Origin of the sequence: Silanimonas sp., assembly GCF_027531545.1 — a bacterium.
Classification (GTDB): Bacteria; Pseudomonadota; Gammaproteobacteria; order Xanthomonadales; family Xanthomonadaceae; genus Silanimonas.
Map to the genome: position 1 here is coordinate 91,748 of NZ_JAPZSC010000016.1, position 17,499 is coordinate 109,246.

18 protein-coding genes and 1 tRNA gene are annotated in these 17,499 nt (G+C 69.8%); 10 read left to right on the forward strand and 9 right to left on the reverse strand.

Going from position 1 to position 17,499, the window contains the following annotated elements; translation table 11 throughout:
- The first annotated feature begins 11 nt into the window (after nt 1–11).
- From O9280_RS09370 to O9280_RS09385, 4 genes are read left to right on the forward strand one after another with little or no spacing between them, the layout of a single operon-like run.
- On the forward strand, nt 12–3,179 hold the full coding sequence (locus tag O9280_RS09370) for an efflux RND transporter permease subunit (protein WP_298341587.1): 3,168 nt from the start codon (nt 12–14) through the stop codon (nt 3,177–3,179).
- Nucleotides 3,176–4,012, forward strand: coding sequence for a TrmH family RNA methyltransferase (locus tag O9280_RS09375; protein ID WP_298341592.1), 837 nt, complete (start codon nt 3,176–3,178; stop codon nt 4,010–4,012). The genes O9280_RS09370 and O9280_RS09375 overlap by 4 nt, the downstream gene beginning before the upstream one ends.
- A 52-nt stretch (nt 4,013–4,064) precedes the next feature.
- On the forward strand, nt 4,065–5,294 hold the full coding sequence (locus tag O9280_RS09380) for a hypothetical protein (RefSeq protein WP_298341594.1): 1,230 nt from the start codon (nt 4,065–4,067) through the stop codon (nt 5,292–5,294).
- 8 nt (nt 5,295–5,302) lie between these two features.
- Nucleotides 5,303–6,154 (forward strand): class I SAM-dependent methyltransferase, encoded by an 852-nt coding sequence (locus tag O9280_RS09385; protein WP_298341595.1) that lies wholly within the window; start codon nt 5,303–5,305, stop codon nt 6,152–6,154.
- Nucleotides 6,155–6,169: 15 nt separating this feature from the next.
- Here the strand turns inward: O9280_RS09385 and O9280_RS09390 are convergent, their stop codons facing one another.
- The 4 genes from O9280_RS09390 to O9280_RS09405 form a co-directional block, all read right to left on the reverse strand.
- The gene (locus O9280_RS09390) at nt 6,170–7,681 is read right to left on the reverse strand and encodes a M20/M25/M40 family metallo-hydrolase (RefSeq protein WP_298341598.1); all 1,512 of its coding nucleotides are present in this window, start codon (nt 7,679–7,681) and stop codon (nt 6,170–6,172) included.
- Between the two features lie 71 nt (nt 7,682–7,752).
- Entirely contained in the window at nt 7,753–8,166 is a 414-nt protein-coding gene (gene mscL, locus O9280_RS09395) for a large-conductance mechanosensitive channel protein MscL (RefSeq protein ID WP_298341600.1), read from the reverse strand.
- Nucleotides 8,167–8,237: 71 nt separating this feature from the next.
- A complete protein-coding gene (locus O9280_RS09400; RefSeq protein ID WP_298341604.1) occupies nt 8,238–8,930 on the reverse strand; it encodes a fumarylacetoacetate hydrolase family protein in 693 nt (230 codons plus the stop codon).
- Entirely contained in the window at nt 8,927–9,184 is a 258-nt protein-coding gene (locus O9280_RS09405; protein WP_297867508.1) for a hypothetical protein, read from the reverse strand. Before O9280_RS09405 ends, O9280_RS09400 begins: the two co-directional genes overlap by 4 nt.
- Nucleotides 9,185–9,229: 45 nt before the next feature.
- On the opposite strand from O9280_RS09405, the gene O9280_RS09410 reads away from it, so the two are divergent.
- Nucleotides 9,230–9,580, forward strand: coding sequence for a Rieske (2Fe-2S) protein (locus O9280_RS09410; RefSeq protein WP_298341605.1), 351 nt, complete (start codon nt 9,230–9,232; stop codon nt 9,578–9,580).
- Here O9280_RS09410 and O9280_RS09415 read toward each other — a convergent pair.
- The 5 genes from O9280_RS09415 to thiS all read right to left on the reverse strand — a co-directional run bounded on the left by O9280_RS09415 (nt 9,534) and on the right by thiS (nt 13,726).
- On the reverse strand, nt 9,534–10,040 hold the full coding sequence (locus O9280_RS09415) for a hypothetical protein (RefSeq protein WP_298341607.1): 507 nt from the start codon (nt 10,038–10,040) through the stop codon (nt 9,534–9,536). The genes O9280_RS09410 and O9280_RS09415 overlap by 47 nt on opposite strands.
- 70 nt (nt 10,041–10,110) lie before the next feature.
- The gene (locus O9280_RS09420) at nt 10,111–11,964 is read right to left on the reverse strand and encodes an SLC13 family permease (RefSeq protein WP_298341610.1); all 1,854 of its coding nucleotides are present in this window, start codon (nt 11,962–11,964) and stop codon (nt 10,111–10,113) included.
- A gap of 12 nt (nt 11,965–11,976) precedes the next feature.
- Nucleotides 11,977–12,693, reverse strand: coding sequence for a tRNA (guanosine(46)-N7)-methyltransferase TrmB (gene trmB / locus O9280_RS09425; protein WP_298341613.1), 717 nt, complete (start codon nt 12,691–12,693; stop codon nt 11,977–11,979).
- A 5-nt stretch (nt 12,694–12,698) separates the two neighbouring features.
- On the reverse strand, nt 12,699–13,508 hold the full coding sequence (locus O9280_RS09430) for a thiazole synthase (protein WP_297867513.1): 810 nt from the start codon (nt 13,506–13,508) through the stop codon (nt 12,699–12,701).
- A gap of 17 nt (nt 13,509–13,525) precedes the next feature.
- Nucleotides 13,526–13,726, reverse strand: coding sequence for a sulfur carrier protein ThiS (thiS, locus tag O9280_RS09435; RefSeq protein WP_298341616.1), 201 nt, complete (start codon nt 13,724–13,726; stop codon nt 13,526–13,528).
- Nucleotides 13,727–13,779: 53 nt separating this feature from the next.
- On the opposite strand from thiS, the gene O9280_RS09440 reads away from it, so the two are divergent.
- The 5 genes from O9280_RS09440 to O9280_RS09460 all read left to right on the forward strand — a co-directional run bounded on the left by O9280_RS09440 (nt 13,780) and on the right by O9280_RS09460 (nt 17,488).
- Nucleotides 13,780–13,853 (forward strand) — tRNA-Gly (locus O9280_RS09440).
- 20 nt (nt 13,854–13,873) lie between these two features.
- Complete coding sequence (locus O9280_RS09445) at nt 13,874–14,350, forward strand: RimK/LysX family protein (protein WP_298341619.1); 477 nt, start codon at nt 13,874–13,876, stop codon at nt 14,348–14,350.
- Nucleotides 14,319–15,236, forward strand: a complete 918-nt coding sequence (gene rimK, locus O9280_RS09450) for a 30S ribosomal protein S6--L-glutamate ligase (RefSeq protein WP_298341621.1) — start codon at nt 14,319–14,321, stop codon at nt 15,234–15,236. Before O9280_RS09445 ends, rimK begins: the two co-directional genes overlap by 32 nt.
- Before the next feature lie 262 nt (nt 15,237–15,498).
- Complete coding sequence (locus O9280_RS09455) at nt 15,499–16,185, forward strand: response regulator transcription factor (protein ID WP_297867517.1); 687 nt, start codon at nt 15,499–15,501, stop codon at nt 16,183–16,185.
- A gap of 10 nt (nt 16,186–16,195) precedes the next feature.
- A complete protein-coding gene (locus O9280_RS09460; RefSeq protein ID WP_298341624.1) occupies nt 16,196–17,488 on the forward strand; it encodes a HAMP domain-containing sensor histidine kinase in 1,293 nt (430 codons plus the stop codon).
- Nucleotides 17,489–17,499 lie beyond the last annotated feature (11 nt).

Consider the following 17,499-nt stretch of genomic DNA (forward strand, 5'->3'; position numbering starts at 1 on the left):
GGAGACCGACCATGGTGCTCTCCGACCTTTCGATCCGTCGCCCTGTGCTGGCGACGGTGATGAGCCTGCTGCTGATCGTGATCGGCCTGATCGCGTTCTCCCAGCTGACGCTCCGCGAGTTGCCGGACATCGATCCGCCGGTCGTCTCGGTGCAGGTCGACTACCCCGGTGCGTCCGCGGCGGTGGTCGAAAGCCGCATCACGCAGGTGCTCGAGGATGCCGTCGCCGGCATCGAGGGCGTCGACCTGATCGAGAGCTCCTCGCGCAACGGCCGCTCCGACGTCAGTCTCGAGTTCACGCTGAGCCGTGACATCGAATCCGCCGCGAACGACGTGCGTGACGCCGTCAGCCGCGTCATCGACCGGCTGCCGGAAGAGGCCGATCCGCCGCAGGTCGCCAAGGTCTCGGCCGACGCCGAGCCGATCATGTTCCTCTACGTCGCTTCGGCCGAGCGCGACATCCTCGGCTTGACCGACTACGCCGAGCGCTACCTGCTCGATCGCTTCTCCAGCATCTCCGGCGTCGCCAGTGCACGCCTTGGCGGCGGCCAGCGCTACGCGATGCGGGTGTGGCTGGACCGCACGGCCCTTGCGGCCCGCGGCTTGACCGTCAACGACGTCGAGAGTGCCCTGCGGAGGGAGAACGTCGAACTGCCGGCCGGCCAGCTGGAATCCTCCACCCGCGACTTCGTGCTGCGCATGTCGCGCGCTTACCAGACCCCCGCGGACTTCTCGGCCCTGGTGCTCGCCAATGGCCGCGACGGCACGCCGGTGCGCCTCGGCGACGTCGCGCGCGTCGATCGCGAGGCCGCCGAACGCCGGGCGTGGTTCCGCGGCAACGGCGAACCGCAGGTCGGCTTCCAGATCATCAAGACGTCGACCGCCAACTCGATCGACGTGGCCCGCGCCGTCCGCGCGGAGCTCGATGCGATCAACGCGACGCTGCCGCCCGACATCTCGATGGGCGTCGCCTTCGACTCGACGCAGTTCATCGAGGTGTCGGTCTTCCAGGTGTGGAAGACGCTCGGCGAGGCCCTGGTGCTGGTGCTGATCGTGATCTGGCTGTTCCTCGGCAGCGTGCGCGCGGCCCTCGTCCCGGCCGTGACCCTGCCGGTGTGCCTGACCGCGGCCTTCATCGCCCTGTGGGCCTTCGGCTTCTCGATCAACCTGCTTACGCTGCTGGCGATCGTGCTGTCGATCGGACTCGTCGTCGACGACGCCATCGTGGTGCTGGAGAACTGCCAGCGTCGCGTGGACCTTGGCGAACCGCGCCTCGTCGCCGCGCGCCGTGGCACGCGCCAGGTGGCGTTCGCGGTGATCGCGACGACCGCCGTGCTGATCGCGGTGTTCGTTCCGGTCGCTTTCCTCGAAGGCAACAACGGGCGACTGTTCCGCGAGCTGGCGGTGGCGCTGGCCGGTGCGATCGCGATTTCGGCCTTCGTCGCCCTGACCCTGACGCCCATGATGTGCTCGCTGCTGCTCGAGCCGCATCGCCCCGAGTCCGGCACCTTCGCGGCGAAGGTCGATGGCGTGCTGTCCCGCGTCACGGCCGCCTACCGGCGTTCGCTGGAGCGCCATGTCGGCCGCACCGGCGTCTTCGCGGCCATTGTCGTCGCGGCGATGGGGCTCAGCGTGCTGCTGTTCCGCATCGTGCCGAGTGAGCTGGCGCCGCCGGAGGACCGCGGTTCCTTCTTCGTCTCGGTGGCTGGCCCGGAGGGTGCAGGCTTCGACTACACGGTGAAGCAGATGCAGCAGGTCGAATCGATCCTGCTCGACAACGCCAAGGAAGAGGGTGCGATCCACCGCGTCATCGCCCGCGTGCCGGGTGGCTTCGGCGGCGGCCAGCAGGACATGCACACCGGCAACGCGATCGTCCTCATGAAGCTCTGGGACGAACGCGACGTGACCACCAACGACGTGGTCAACGACCTCCGGGGCCAGTTGGCCGCGGTGCCGGGCGTCGTCGCGCGGCCGATCGCCCGTTCGGGCCTGACGCGTTCGCGCGGCGGCCAGCAGTTCCAGGTCGTCCTCGGCGGCCCCGACTACGGCGAACTGGCGCAATGGCGCGACGCGCTGCTCAAGGAGATGGAGTCGAACCCGCAGATGTTCGGCGCCGACTCGGACTACAAGGAAACGCGCCCGCAGCTGCGCATCGACATCAACCGCGAGCGCGCCGCCGCGCTCGGCGTCTCGGTGCAGGATGTCGGCCGCACGTTGGAGACGATGATGGGCTCGCGCCGCGTCGGCACCTATGTCGATGGCGGCGAGGAATACGACGTGATCCTGCAGGCGCAGTCGGACGACCGCGCCACGCCGCAGGACCTCGATGGCCTCTACGTCCGGTCCTCGGCTGGCCAACTGATCCCGATGGCGTCGCTGGTGACTTTCCGCGAACTGGCCGAGCCGGGCAGCCTGAACCGCTTCAACCGCCTGCGTGCCATCACCATCTCCGCTTCGCTCGCCCCCGGCTACACGCTGGGCGAAGCGACCACCTGGGTGGAGGACGCCGCCGCCCGCGTGTTGCCACCGAACGCCCAGCTCGGCTGGAAGGGTGAAGCCCGCGAGGCCCAGCAAAGCAGCGCGGCCATCCTGTTCGCCTTCGCGATGGCCCTGCTGATCGTCTATCTGGTGCTCGCGGCGCAGTTCGAGAGCTTCGCCCATCCCTTCGTGATCATGCTCACCGTGCCGCTGGCGGTGCTCGGTGCGTTGTTCGGGCTCTGGAGCATGCACCTGCTGTCCTTGGTCGGGCTCTGGGGCCCCGGGGCGAGCATCAACCTGTTCAGCCAGATCGGTCTGATCATGCTGGTCGGTCTTGCGGCGAAGAACGGCATCCTGATCGTCGAGTTCGCCAATCAGCTGCGCGACGAGGGACGCAACGTTCGCGAGGCCGTGATCGAGGCATCGTCGATCCGCCTTCGCCCGATCCTGATGACCTCGATCGCGACCGTCGCCGGCGCCTTGCCGCTGATGTTCGGCGGCGGCGCCGGTTCCGCGTCGCGCAACGCCATCGGCATCGTGATCGTGTTCGGCGTCGCGCTGTCGACCTTCCTCACGCTGTACGTGATCCCGGCGCTCTACCAGCGCGTGGCGCCCTACACCACGGCGCCGGAAGCCCGTGGCCGTGAACTCGACCGCCTCGAAACCCTGCATGTCGACGTCGACGGCGAGGCCAAGGCGTGAACCGTCCGCCGCGCGCGCCGTGGCCCGGTCGCCGTTCGCCGCCCGAGCGGGCGGAGCGGGCTGATCGGCCGGAGGACGCCGCGCGCCCGCGTCCGCCGCGCAACGACGACGAGGTGCGACTGTTCGGCTTGAATGCCGTGATGGCCGCGTTCGCCGCGCGTCCCGGTGACTTGCGCAAGCTCTGGCTGCTGGCGGAGCGGATGGGCGAACTGCGCGACGTGATGGCGTGGTGCGTGGCGAACCGCCGCGGCTACACCGTCGTCGACGCCGACGAACTGGCCAAGGTCGCCGGCACGCAGCACCACGAGGGCGTGGTGATGGCGATGCGCCGTCCCGACGAGCTCGGGCTCTCGACCTTCCTGCGCGACCTTCCGGCGGGCCCCTGCCAGCTGCTGTGGTTGGACGGCGTCGGCAATCCGCACAACTTCGGCGCGATCCTGCGTTCGGCCGCGCATTTCGGCGTCGCCGCGGTGCTGCTTCCCAAGGACTCGCCGCTGGCCCTTTCCGGCGCCGCGGTGCGCGTGGCCGAGGGTGGTGCGGAAGCGGTGCCCATCGTCCGCTTGGGCCGCAGCGACAACGCCACGCAGCAGTTGCAGGGCCTGGGCTTCCAGCTGCTGGCCACCGTGGTGCGCGGTGGCGACGACCTCTACGCCTTGCCGCTGCCGCCCCGCTGCGTTTGGGTGCTGGGTGCGGAAGGCGAAGGCCTCGACCTCGCCTTGGCGGCCGCCTGTTCACGCAAGGTGGGCATTCCCGGCAGCGGCCGCGTGGAAAGCCTGAACGTCGCCTCCGCGACGGCCGTGCTGCTGGCCGAATGGTGCCGCCAGCGGCGTTGAGGCTTGGGCATACTGCGGGCCGTTCGCCGTCCACGGCTCTGGCCCCGCCCCCATGACCGCCCTGATCCGCCTCGTCCTGCTGTGCCTGCTGCTTGCTTCGCCGCTGCACGCCGCCGAGCGCACGCGTTACGACATCGACTACCGCGTCGCCTTCGTGCCGGCACAGGGCGTGGCCGACGTCGCGATGACGCACACCCCCGGTAGCGGCCGCGCGACCCACCTTGAAGTGCGCTTCGACCCGTCGCGCTACTCGCAGGTGCGCGCCCAGGGCGGCACCTTGAGGAACACCGGCGACCGCTGGACGTGGGTGCCCGATCCGCGCCGTGCCTCGACGCTGCGCTGGCGCTACAAGGTCGACCACCAGCGCCGCGGCGGCGGCTACGACGCCCGCCTCACGCGCGACTGGGTCATCGTCCGCGGCGACGACCTCGTCCCCTCGATGTCGGTGCGCACCACTTCGGGCTCCGATTCGTCCGCGCGGCTGTTCTTCGACCTGCCGCCGGGCTGGACCAACGTGGACACGCCCTTCGTGCACACGCGCGACCGCAAGGGCTTCGTGGTGGTGAATGCCGAGCGCCGCTTCGACCGTCCGGTGGGCTGGATGATCGCCGGCTCCGTCGGCACGCGCCGCGAGTTCATCGACGGCATGGAAGTGAGCATCGCCGGCCCGGTGGGCGATCCCGTGCGCCGCAACGACGCGCTGGCCTTCCTCAACCTCGTGGCGCCGGAAATGCGCGCTGCCTTCGGCGACCTGCCCTCGAAGATCCTGATCGTCAGCGCCGGCGATCCGATGTGGCGTGGCGGTCTCTCCGGCCCGCGCTCGCTTTACCTGCACGCCGACCGGCCGTTGATCAGCGAGAACGGCACGTCCACGCTGGTGCATGAACTCGTCCACCTCGTCACCCGCATCCGCGGCGCCGAAGGCGACGACTGGATCGCCGAGGGTAGCGCCGAGTTCTACTCGATCACGCTGCTCAACCGCGCGGGCCTGCTCAGCGACCAGCGCCGCGACCGCGCGTTCGAGTGGATGCAGAACCACGGCCGCAATGTGCGCACGCTCACCGGCGTGCGCAGCTGGGGGCCGCAGACCGCGCGCGCCGTCGGCCTGTTCCGCGAGCTCGACCGTGAGATCCGCCGTGCGACCAACGACGACAAATCACTCGACGATGTCATGCACCAGCTCGTCGATGTCCGCGAGGTGTCGCGCGAAGACCTCGCGGCCGCGGTCGAGGACGTGATGGGCCGTCCGTCGCGGGTGCTCGACACGCCGCTGCTGCGCTGACACTGGGCATGGTCCCCTCGGTCGCCTTCGAGGCCTGGGACGGTTGGGGCGCGTGGCAGGCGACACGGACCGCTGAGGACGAACGCTTCAACGAGGCCTACCGGACGCGCTTGGCCGCGGTGAGGAAGGCGCGCGAAGGGGGCTTCGAGGCGCGCTGCAGCGCCTGCGGTCGTGTCGGACGGTTCCGCATCGATCCGATGGTGAAGGTCGATGACGAAACCCATCGCGAGAAGCTCGTTTGCCCGAGCTGCCGGCTGCCCGGACGGAATCGTGCCGCTCTGGCCGTCCTCGACCACGAGGGACTGGGGCCCGAGGCCGCCGTCTACGCGACGGAGCACGGTACACCGCTGATTCCGCGTTTGCGCCAGCGGGCCCGCCACGTGGCCACCAGTGAGTTTCATCCCGAGCGCCGTCCGCGGTTGCGGCGCCTGCGCCAGTGGATCCGCCATGGCGCGACGGCGCACGAGGACCTTCGTGCCCTGTCGTTTCCCGATGCGGCATGGGATGGCGTGGTATGCCTCGATGTGTTCGAGCACATCCACGAGGTCGACGCGGCATTCGCTGAATGCGCGCGCGTGTTGCGGCCCGGTGGCGTATTGGTGGCGACTGCGCCCTTCGACGAGAACGCCGAGGCGGACCGCCGCCTCGCGACGCTGGGCAAGGACGACGTCCTCGAGTGGTGGGGCCCCGAGGAGTGGCACGCCGACCCGCTAGGCGGGCGGGTGCCGTGCTTCCATCGCTTCGGCTGGGCGGTGCTGGCTCGCCTGCGCGCGGCCGGCTTCCGCGAGGCGCAGTTGTGCCGTGTCGACGCACCGGGTGAGGCCCTGTTCGGCCTCTGGGTGATCCGCGCGCGGCGCTGAGGCCGCGCGCTTCATTCAGCGCGCGGCGCCCTCCCGTCGCGGGTCCGCCGCCGGCGGCGTCGCCGGCTTCTGCGCTTCGCCGAGATCCACCGAGGTTTCCGCCGCGAGGTAGGCAAAGGCCGCGTAGGCCGCCACTTGCTGGTCCAGCGCCTTCGGATCGATCTTGTCGAGCGTGTCGTCCGGCGTGTGGTGGTAGTCGAAGTAGTCCGTGCCGTCTTGCGCCAGCTGTGCCCAGGGCACGCCGAGCATCACCAGCGGCCCGACGTCGGGGCCCGGCCCGCCGATGCCGTGTTCGGTGGCGATGCCGAGCGGTGCGAGCACGCGACCGATCGCGTCGATCACCGGCTTCGCTTCCGGCGAGGTGCTCGAACGCAGCGCGTAGATGCGCCCGGCGCCGAAGTCGCTTTCCGCGGCGATCTGGTAACGGGGCCAGTTGGCACCGACCTGCTTCGCGTGCTCGCGCGCGCCGAGCAGACCGTTCTCTTCGGCAGCCCACGCAATCACGCGCACGCTGCGACGCGGCGCTTCCGGCAGTGCGGCGATCGCGGCGCCCGCGGCCATCGTGATCGCCACGCCGGCGCCGTCGTCGAGCGCGCCGGTGCCTTGGTCCCAGGAATCGAGGTGCCCGCCGATGACGACGAACTCCTCGGGCGTCTCGCGGCCGGTGATGTCACCGATGACGTTCCAGCTCTGGCCGATGCCGGCCGTGACGGCGGCGAGGTCGAGGCGCACGCGCACGGTTTCGCCGCGCGCGATCAGGCGGCTGATCTGGTCGGCGTCCGGGCTGGAGAGCGCAGCGGCCGGGATCTTCGGCGCGTCCTCGGCATAGCGCATCTGGCCGGTGTGGGCGAAGCGCTTCGAGCTGGTGCCGATGGAGCGGATCAGCAGCGCCGATGCGCCCTTGCGTGCAGCGATGGAGGCGCCACCACTGCGTGCGCCCACCGCCGGCCCGTAGCCGGAGCCGTCCCGCGCGCGGCCCATGCGGTAGGCGACGAAAGCGATCTTGCCCTCGAGGCTCCCGTCCGGCACGGCCTGCAGTGCGGCGAGATCGGGGAAGGCCACGACCTCGGCTTCGAGCGGCGCGCCGTTGGTGCCCACCGAGCCGCCGAGCGTGGTCACTTCGAGCGGCTGCGCATGCGCGCCGACGATGGCGCCGGACTCGTGCCCACGCAGCCAGTAGGGGAAGCTCACCGGCTCGCACCACACGGTGTCGAAGCCCAGCGCCTTCATCTTCGCTTCGGCCCAGGCGACACCGCGGTGGTCGGCCTCGGTGCCGGCGAGGCGCGGGCCGATGGTGGTGGTGAGCTCATCGACGATGTCGAAGGCCGGGCTGCCGCGCAGCGCCGCATCGCGCAGCGTCTCAGCGGTGCGCAGGTCGTCGGTGTCGAGGCCGGTCGGGCCATCGACCGGCTGCGCGGCGACGGTGCCGGAGAGCGCCAGCGACAGCGCGAAGGCCAAGGGCAGCAGCGCGGCGCGCAGCGGGGTCGACGGGGACAGCGTGCGGCGGGCAAGCAGGGACTGGCGCATGGGCACTCCGGAAAAAGCGACGCCGGCACGGGGCCGGCGTCGAGGGTCGATCGGGCGAATCGATTCTGCCGTCAACGCGACTTCAGCGCATCGCGGATTTCGGTGAGCAGCTTCACTTCGTCGCTGGGGCCGGCGGGCTCCGGGGCCGGCGCCGGGGCGCGCAGGCGGTTGATGGCCTTGACCACCATGAAGATCGCGAAGGCGACGATAGTGAACTGCACGACCGAATTGATGAACAGGCCGTAGTTGATGGCCACTTCCTTGATTTCCGGCGCCGTGGTGGTCGCGGCGACCTGCTCCACGAGCACCCACTTGAGCGCGGAGAAATCGACGCCGCCGATCAGCCAGCCGATGGGCGGCATGATCACGTCGCTGACGAGGCTGGAAACGATCTTGCCGAACGCGCCGCCGATCACGACGCCGACCGCGAGGTCGACGACGTTGCCGCGCATCGCGAATTCCTTGAACTCGGACACCATGCCCATGACGAATGCTCCGCAGGAGTGAGGGGATGCTGCCGGGGCAGCGGATGGATGCTACGTCGAGCGCCGGCGGGTCAAACGACTTCGCCGCCCAGGTCCGCGATGCCTTCGAGCACCGCCCGGTAGCGGTCGCCGGGCTGCAGCGCGGCCACGCCGGCCGGCGTGCCCATGAAGACGAGATCGCCCGCGCGCAGGCGGAACAGCGTTGAGAGGTGCACCAGCACATCGTCCACGCCAAAGATCATCTCGCCCAGCGTCGAGGCCTGGCGGCGCTCGCCGTTGATCTCGAGCCACAGGGCGGTGTCCGGCGCGGGATGGCCGATGTCGTCGACGTGGCGCAGCGCCGAGACCGGCGCGGAGGCGTCGAAGCCCTTCGAGACATCCCAGGGCAGGCGCTTGTCCTTGGCGATGGCCTGCAGGTCGCGGCGCGTCAGGTCGAGGCCGATGCCGTAGCCACAGACCAAACCGAGGCCCTGGCCGGGGGCCAACGGGCCGTCGGCATCGCGCCCAAGCGCCACCACCATCTCGACCTCGTGGTGCAGGTCGCGGGTGCCGGACGGGAAGGGCAGGCGCGGGTGCAGGTGCACCGCGTCGGCCGGCTTCATGAAGATCACCGGGGTGCCGCGCTCTACCGGGGCGCCCATTTCCTTGGCGTGGTCGGCGAAGTTGCGACCGACGCAGTAGATCCGGTGGACGGGGAAATCCTGGTCTCGCCCGGCGAAGGGGACGCGTGGCACCGGCGGTGCCGGGAACAGGTCGGCCCTCATCGGGCCTGCGGCACGGCGCGCGGGGCGACCACGCGGTACTCGGCCTCGAGCACGTCGCCCGGGGCCTTGGCCTTGCGGGCGCGCATCAGGCGCTGGGCGGCACGGAAGGCCAGCATGCCGAGGCCGACGAAGACGCCGCCCACCAGCAGGACGAGCAGGAAGGCCACGCCCAGCAGGGCGAAGCCGATGCGCAGCAGCGGGTTGCGGGGACGCGTGGGACGGAGGCGGTGCAATCGAGCGAAAATTCCGGGCATGTCCGAAATGCGACACTGGGCGGGGCGCCGAGTATGGAGGCAGGGATGGGGCAGGGCGTAAGCGAAGCGTTAATCGAGCCGGCGACGGTACCGGAAGGCGTCCTGGTGTCCCTGGAGCTCGAGATCGGCGGGGAGCCGGTGTCCGCGCTGGCGCTGCGTCGCGGCGAGGCCCTGCAGGTCTGGCACAACGTCTGCCCGCATGCCGGCCGGCGGCTCCACTACGCGCCCGGGAAGTTCCTGATGCACGGCGGACGGCTGGTCTGTGCCGCCCACGGGGCCCAGTTCTCGCTGGACGACGGGGCTTGCGTCGATGGCCCGGGACGCGGCGGCCGACTCGCCCCGCTCGAGGTCAGTCCTGCGGCGAACGGTTGGACGGTGCGTCAGGCGGCGTCATGAAGGCCTCCAGCCGGCTGTGCTGGGCCAGCCAGATCAATCCGCCGTAGAGCAGGGCACAGACACTCAGTAACACCAGAGCCGGCACCACGTTGCCGAGCAGGGTGTCCATCGCTTCCTCCAGATCCACCGGAATCAGCCCGGACACCAGCATGGCCACGACGCCGACGCTGGCGGCCAAGGAGATCCCCATGCCGGCCCACCGATAGCGATGGCGCGTGGTTTCCCGCAGCAGGGAACGGCTGAGCAGGGCGAGGACGATGAATGGCGCCAGCAGGGCGGCCTCCATCAGCATCAACTTCAGCCCGTAGATCGCGGCATGGGTGCCCGAGGTCGGTGCGGCGATGAAGTGGCGCAGGTCGTCGCCCGCGTTCGCCAGAAGCAGCACGCTGGCCGCGGCGGCACCGCTGCCCAGAAGCAGCACTTCGGCACGTCGCAATCGATCGCTGAGCTTGCGGACCACGGGCGCCCCGGCCAGACGACTTCACGTCAGTTTCACGACCCTATCATGGCGAAGGCCCGCTTCGTCACCTTCAGGAGAGCACGGGGATGAGCAGGTTCACGGCCCCGACCGTGATCAGCAGGTAGGCCAGCATCAGGGGCAGGCCGGTGCGCAGGTAGTCGCGGGCCGTGTAGCCGGCGGGGCCGGCCACCATCGCCAGCACCGGGTTGGACGCGGAAAGGAAGTTGTTCGAGGCGGAAAGGGCGGCGATGAGCGCGAAGGCGGCCGGGTTGCCGTTCGCTGCGAGGGCCAGGTTGATGGCCATCGGCACCATGATGACGGTCGCGCCGACATTGCCCACGACCAGGCCGAACAGCGCCGTCAGCAGGCCCAGGGCGAGCTCCAACGCCCACACCGGGGTGCCGTCGCCGAGGCGCGCCAAGGTGTGCTGTGCGATCCAGTTCGCCGCGCCGGTCGAATCCATCGCCCAGCCCAGCGGGATCAGGCAGGCCATCAGGAACACGGTCTTCCAGCTGATGGCCTGGTAGGCCTCGTCCATGTCGAGCACGCCGGTCACCAGCAGCGCGGCGGCGCCCGCCATCAGCGCGAGCGGCACGGGCACCAGGGTGCTGAAGGCGAAGAGCATCGTGGTGATGAAGATGCCCACCGCCCACCACAGCTTGTGGGGCCGCTGCTCGGCCGTGGGGTAGTCGGTGACGACGATGAAATCCCGCGACTCCGCGGCTTGGGCGAGGTCGGTCCACACGCTGTGGAACACCAGCAGGTCGCCGGCGCGCAGCGGGATGCGGCGGATGTCCTCCCGCCACACCTGGTTTTCGCGGTTGATGGCCAACAGGCTGATGCCGGCGCGCTTGCGCAGCCGGAGCTCCTCGGGGCGGCGGCCGACGAAGGTCGAGGTCGGCGGGATCACCGCCTCGGAGATGCCCGCGCGCGACGGATTGAACAGGTCGGCGAAGTGGCGGAGCCGGTTGGAGACGCGCAGCAGGTTCTTCTGCGCGTAGTCATTGATGGCCTGCTTGTCGCCCATCACGCCGATGACGCTGCCCACCCACAGGCGTTCGTCGGCGGGCGGGGCGAGGCGCGTCTCGTTGCCGGTGACCAGCGCGAGGAAGAGCGGCGCGTCGCGCTGCTGTTCGGCGTCGCCCACCGACATGCCGACCAGCGGGCTGTCGGCGGTGAGGGTCAGCTCGTACAACTCGCCGGCGATGCCGTAGGTCTGCGCGAAGTAGCTGTCGGTGCGTGCCGGCGCGACGCCCTTCAGTGCGTCATCCGGCAGCCAGCGTTTCGCGCCGAAGTGCCAGTAGGCGAGGGCCGTCGCCACCAGCAACAGGCCGATCGGCAGGGGCGCGAACATTGGCAGCGGGTCGAGTGCGGCGACGCCCGGCGGCAGGTTGCGGTTGGCGGAAGCCAGCAGGTCGTTGAGCAGGATCAGCGGCGAGCTGCCGACCATCGTCAGCGTGCCGCCCATGATCACCGCCGCCGCGATGGGCAGCAGCATCCGCGACAGGGCGATGCCGGTGCGCCCGGCGAGCCGCGAGGCCACCGGCAGCATCAGCGCGGTCACGGCGGGGTTCTGCATGAAGGCAGAGAGCAAGGCGGCGAAGCCCGAGCCCAGCAGCAGCAGCCGGGATTCCATCCCTTTCGACCAGCGCAGAAGGTTGACCGCCACGCGATTCAGCACGCCGGTGCGGTCGAGGCCGGCACCGAGCACCATCGTGGCCATCAGGCTGATCACTGCGTTGCCCGAGAACCCATCGAACAGGCGGCTGGCCGGCACGATGCCGAAGAGACCGAGAGCCACCAGCACCACGAGCGCTGTCGCGTCGGCGCGGATGCGCTCGAGCATGAACATCGCCATGGTGAACCCGACCAAGCCCAGCACGACGACCATGTCGGTGCTCAGGGCGAGGGCGGAGTTCTCCATGCGTTGCCGTCCTCAGCCGATGCGCTCGAAGAGCAGGTCCCAGACGCCGTGCCCGAGCTTCAGGCCGCGCGTCTCGAAGTGCGTCTGGCGCCGCCATGGCGGGCATTCGATCGTGCCGCCGACACCCGCTCGGTTGCGCAGTGCCGGCTCCGCCCCGCAGACCTCGAGCATCTGCTGGGCGTAGTCCTCCCAGTCGGTGGCGAGGTGGAGCTGGCCGCCGGGCTTCAACTTGCGCGCCAGCAGGGCGACGAACTCCGGCTGCACGAGGCGGCGCTTGTGGTGGCGCTTCTTGTGCCAGGGGTCGGGGAAGTAGATGCGCACTTCGTCGAGGCTGCCGTCGGCGACCTCGTGGTGCAGCACTTCCACGGCGTCGTGGCAGTAGGCCTTGAGGTTGGTGACGCCGAGCTCCGCTGCGCCCTGCAGCAGTCGGCCGACACCTGGCGCGTGCACTTCGAGGCCGACGAGGTTCTTTTCCGGCTCGTTCTGCGCGGCGAACAGCAGCTGCTCGCCGTTGCCGAAACCGATCTCCAGCACCAGCGGTGCCGAGCGGCCGAAGGCCGCATCGAAATCGCGCACTGCGCCGGCGTAGTCGAGGCCGAAGCGCGGCCACTGCTCGTCGAGCGCGCGCTCCTGCCCTTGCGTGAGCCGGCCCTGGCGCAGCACGAAGCTGCGCACCTGGCGCTGGCCCGGCACTTCGGTGAACGGCTTCTTGAGCGTCTTCGGCTCCACGGCGATCAGAAGAACAGGCCGTCGGTGGGCGAGGAGGCCGAGGCGTAGCGCTTGCGCGGGATGCGGCCGGCGAGGAAGGCCTCGCGGCCCGCTTCGACCGCCTTGCGCATGGCCGAGGCCATCAGCACCGGGTCGCGCGCTCCGGCAATCGCGGTGTTCATCAGCACGCCGTCGCAACCCAGCTCCATCGCCACGGCGGCATCCGAAGCCGTGCCCACGCCGGCATCGACGAGGATCGGCACCTTCGCGTTGTCGACGATCTCGAGCAGGCTCCACTTGTTTTGGATGCCGAGGCCCGAGCCGATCGGCGCGGCCAGCGGCATCACCGCGACGCAGCCGATCTCCTCGAGGCGCTTGGCCTGGATCGGATCGTCGGTGCAATAGACCATCACGTCGAAGCCGTCGGCGACGAGGATCTCCGCGGCCTTCAGCGTCTCCGGCATGTGCGGGTAGAGCGTCTTCGGGTCGCCCAGCACCTCGAGCTTCACCAGCTTGTGGCCGTCGAGCAGTTCGCGCGCGAGGCGGCAGGTGCGCACCGCGTCGTCGGCGCTGTAGCAGCCGGCGGTGTTCGGCAGGATCGTGTAGCGGTCCGGCGGCAGCACGTCGAGCAGGTTCGGCTCGTTGGCGTTCTGCCCGATGTTCGTGCGGCGGATCGCGACGGTGACGATCTCGGCGCCGGCGGCCTCGGTGGCGCGGCGGGTCTCGTCGAGGTCGGTGAACTTGCCCGTGCCGGTGAGCAGGCGCGAGCGGTAGGTCGTGCCGGCGATGACCAACGGGTCGTCGCGGCGGGCGGCGTGCGGGGCGGGGGTCGTCATCGCGCCATTATGGCGCGTCAACCGCCGCCGAGCGCGTGCACGATCTCGATGCGGTCGCCGTCGTTGAGCCGGTGTTCGGCGTGGCGACCGCGGGGGACGATGGCGCTGTTCACCTCCACCGCGACGCGGCGGCCGGCCAGGCCAGCCTGCTCGAGCAGCGCGGCCAGCGTGAGGGCCGCTTCGACGGTGCGGGATTCGCCGTTGAGATGGATCTGCATCGATGGGCCTGCGTTGCAGTGCGAGCGCGCCAGTGCCCATAATCGGCTCCGTCGCGGGTGTCGTCTAATGGTAAGACAACAGCTTCCCAAGCTGTGAACGTGGGTTCGATTCCCATCACCCGCTCCACCTCGCCCCCGAACCCGCCCATGCCCGATCCTGCGACCTCCGTGGTGCTCGGCTGGCGCGAGTGGCTCGCCCTTCCCGACCTTGGCATCCGCGCGATCCGCGCGAAGGTGGACACCGGCGCGCGCAGCTCGGCGCTGCATGTCGATGTCCTCGAGACCGCATTCCGCGACGGCGTCGAATGGGTGCGCTTCCACCTCGGCAGCGATGGCGTGTTCGACTCCGCCCTCGACGGCGAATGGGCCGAAGCGCCGGTGCTCGACCGCCGGATGGTCACCGACTCCGGTGGCCACCGCACCGAACGCATCTTCATCCACACCACGCTGCAGCTCGCGGGCGAGGCGTGGCCGATCGAAATCAACCTGTCGCAGCGGCGGAACATGCTGTTCCCGATGCTGCTCGGCCGTACCGCGATGGCGGGACGCTTCCTCGTCGATCCGCAGCGCTCCTTCGTTCTGGGTGAACCCGATGCCGACCAAGATCGCCCTACTGTCGCGTAATCCCGCGCTGTACTCCACGCAGCGGCTGGTCGAAGCCGCCCGCGAGCGCGGCTGCACGGTGCGCGTGCTCGACCCCCTGCGCTGCGCGCTGCGCGTGGCGCCCGGCGCCTTCGAGGTGCGCTACAAGGGCGCCGTGCTGCCGAAGTTCGACGCGGTCATCCCGCGCATCGGCCACTCGGTGACGTTCCATGGCACGGCCGTGCTGCGCCAGTTCGAACTGATGGGCGTGGCCACGCCGAGCAGCGCCGACGCCATCCTCCGCGCGCGCGACAAGCTCCGCTGCCACCAGACCCTCGCCGCCGTGGGCATCGACCTGCCGGTGACGGCCTTCGGCGACAGCCCCGACGACACGTCGGCGCTGCTCGACATGGTCGGCCCGGCGCCGCACGTGGTGAAGCTCAATGAAGGCACGCAGGGCAGTGGCGTGGTGCTGGCGCAGAACGAGTCGGCGTCGCGCAGCGTCATCGAAGCCTTCCGCGGCCTCTACGCGAGCTTCCTCGTGCAGGAGTTCATCGGTGAGGCGAAAGGCGCCGACCTGCGCTGCTTCGTGGTGGGCGACCGGGTGGTGGCCGCCATGCAGCGCCACGCCGCCCCGGGGGACTTCCGGGCCAACCTGCACCGCGGCGGCAAGGCGGCCCTGGTGCGCCTCGCCGAGGCGGAGGAAACCGTCGCCGTGAAGGCCGCGCAGCACCTTGGACTGGGCGTGGCTGGCGTCGATCTGCTGCGATCACGCCGCGGACCGCTCCTATTGGAGGTGAACTCGTCTCCGGGGCTGGAAGGGATCGAGGCGGCCTCCGGGGTCGATATCGGGGGTGCCATCCTCGACCACGTGCTGTCGCTGGTGCCGACGAGAACGAACCGGCGGCGAGCAGTTCGAAAAACTTAACCCTTCGTGGCCAGCGGATTAACGGACACTTAACCTTGCCGGGCCTAGGCTTATCGCCGACCGTCACTCCCGTCAGCGCCCAGGCGCTTGAGGCGGATTACGGTAATCGGGGCAGTAGCTTGTTTGGCCCGTGCCGGCACATGACCTGTGTCGGCCGGGCCTTTCTTTTTGCCTGCAACTTGGTCCCTACTGTCGCCAAACTCAGCCGTTCTTCAGTCAACTGCTGATATTCCTCCGTAGCCATCCGTCGTAGGACATTCCCGTGCGCGTACTCGTCATCGAAGACAACCGCGACATCGCCTCGAACCTCGGCGACTACCTCGAGGACCGCGGCCACACCGTCGACTTTGCCGCTGATGGCGTCACCGGTCTGCATCTCGCGGTGGTCAACGACTTCGACGCGCTCGTGCTCGATCTGAACCTGCCGGGCATGGATGGCCTCGAGCTCTGCCGCCGCCTCCGCCAGGACGCGCGCAAGCAGACGCCGGTGCTGATGCTCACCGCGCGCGACTCGCTCGACCACAAGCTGACTGGTTTCGACGCCGGCGCCGACGACTACCTCGTCAAGCCCTTCGCGTTGCAGGAAGTCGAAGCCCGCCTGCAGGTGCTCGCGCGCCGCGGCAAGGCCGCGCAGCCCCGCGTGCTGCACGTGGCCGACCTCGAATTCAACCTCGACACGCTCGAAGTGCGCCGCCAGGGCAAGCTGCTGCAGCTCAATCCGACTGCGTTGAAGATTCTGCAGGGCCTGATGGAAGCCTCGCCGGCCGTGGTGCCGCGCCAGGACCTCGAGACCCGCGTCTGGGGCGAGGAGCTGCCCGATTCCGACTCGCTGCGCGTGCACATCCACGGCCTGCGCGCGGCGATCGACAAGCCCTTCGACAAGCCGCTGATCCAGACCCGCCACGGCATCGGCTACCGCATCGCCGACCCGGAAGCGGCGGCGGGCTGAGCCCTTGGCGATGCGCTACCGGCGCCGGCTGCGGAGCCGGTTGATCGTTTCTTTCGGCCTGCTTGGCTTCGCGCTGACGGCCACCTTCGCGCTCGCCACGCTGTACCTGCGCGAGCGCCTCGAGAACCAGCTGATCGGCGATTTCCTCACGCAGGAAGTCGCCGCCTTCGTGCAGTTCAAGCGCGACTACCCGCAGCCCGACGCGCAGTACCAGCTCTCGGACAACAAGATCGAGATCTACTACCGCCGCCCCGATGGCCCGAACACGCCGCCCACCTGGCGCAACCTGCCGGACGGCGTGCACGACCTCGTCGAGCCGACCGCGCGCGGCGGCACGCGCCACTACAAGCTGGCCGTGCAGCGCGACGGCGAGTTCGTCGCCTTCATGCGCTACAGCTACCAGCAGGAGGCGCTGAGCCAGCGCCAGCTGGCGTATGCGCTGGTGGGCGCGGTGCTGGTGTTCTCCCTCCTCTCGCTGGTGCTCGGCCTGTGGTCGTCGCGCCGCGTGATGAAGCCGGTCTCGGAACTGGCGCGACGCATTGGCGACCTGCGCGACAGCCGCGATCGCAAGCGTCTCGCCGAGCGCTTTGCCGATGACGAAGTGGGCCAGCTCGCCGCGGCCTTCGATGACTACGCCGACCGCCTGAGCCAATCCAATCGCCGCGATCGCGAGTTCAACGCCGACGTCAGCCACGAGCTGCGCACGCCGCTCGCCGTGATCCGTGGCGCGGCGGAACTGCTGCTCGCCAAGCCCGAACTCGACGAGAAGACCCGCACGCGCTTGCAGCGCATCGATCGCGCGGCGCAGCAGTGCACGGACCTCACGGTCGCCCTGCTGATGCTGTCGCGCAACGAGCGCGGCCGTGGCCACACCGACATGCGCAAGCTGGCGGGCCAGCTCGCCGAGGCCAATCGGGCGCAGCTCACCGGCAAGCCGGTCGAGATCCGGGTGGAAGGCTTGGAAGACGTTTACGTCGATGCGCCGGAAGCCGTGCTGGCGGTGGCGCTGGGCAACCTCGTCGGCAACGCCTGCAAGTACACCCAGCAGGGCGAAGTGCGCATCGAGGTGTCGGCGGAGCAGGTGCGGGTGTTCGACACCGGGCCGGGCCTGTCGGCGGAAGATGCCGCGCGCCTGTTCGAACGCGGCTACCGCGGCAGCAGTGCAGGGGGCACCAGCGGCGGTGGCATCGGCCTTTCGATCGTCAGCCGCCTGTGCGACCTGTACGGCTGGGACGTGGGCGTCGCGCCGCGGCCCGAGGGCGGTGCGGTGGCGACCCTCGTTTACGGCCAGAGCGAAGGCTGAGCCTGGCGCGC